This is a genomic window from Neisseria sp. P0014.S009, assembly GCF_051958155.1.
Classification (GTDB): domain Bacteria; phylum Pseudomonadota; class Gammaproteobacteria; order Burkholderiales; family Neisseriaceae; genus Neisseria; species Neisseria flavescens_C.
On the sequence record NZ_JBQCVS010000237.1, the window covers coordinates 1 to 240 of the forward strand.

The 240-nt window shown below is 33.3% G+C and carries 1 protein-coding gene; it reads left to right on the forward strand.

Annotated elements, in window-relative coordinates:
• A partial coding sequence (locus ACTHS4_RS12475; RefSeq protein ID WP_440366045.1) for a hypothetical protein occupies window positions 1–197 on the forward strand: 197 nt, incomplete at its 5' end.
• Window positions 198–240: the final 43 nt, after the last annotated feature.

Here is a 240-nt window from a genome sequence, read left to right on the forward strand (position 1 = left end):
GTTTAGGGCTGGATGGAGATTTGCTACGTGCGCTGCTGGCAAGAAAATATACCAGCGAAAATTTGGACTTAGGCAGACTAAATGACCTAAAAGAAACAGTCGATAGGGAAAAAGCCAAAGTTTATTTTAACGAAGAGCGTATATTTTATTTAAATATACGGATTGATGAATTTCTAAGAGAACTAATTACAAGATAGTTATTACCTATTGAAAGATACTAAATAATCATCAAGTTAGCAT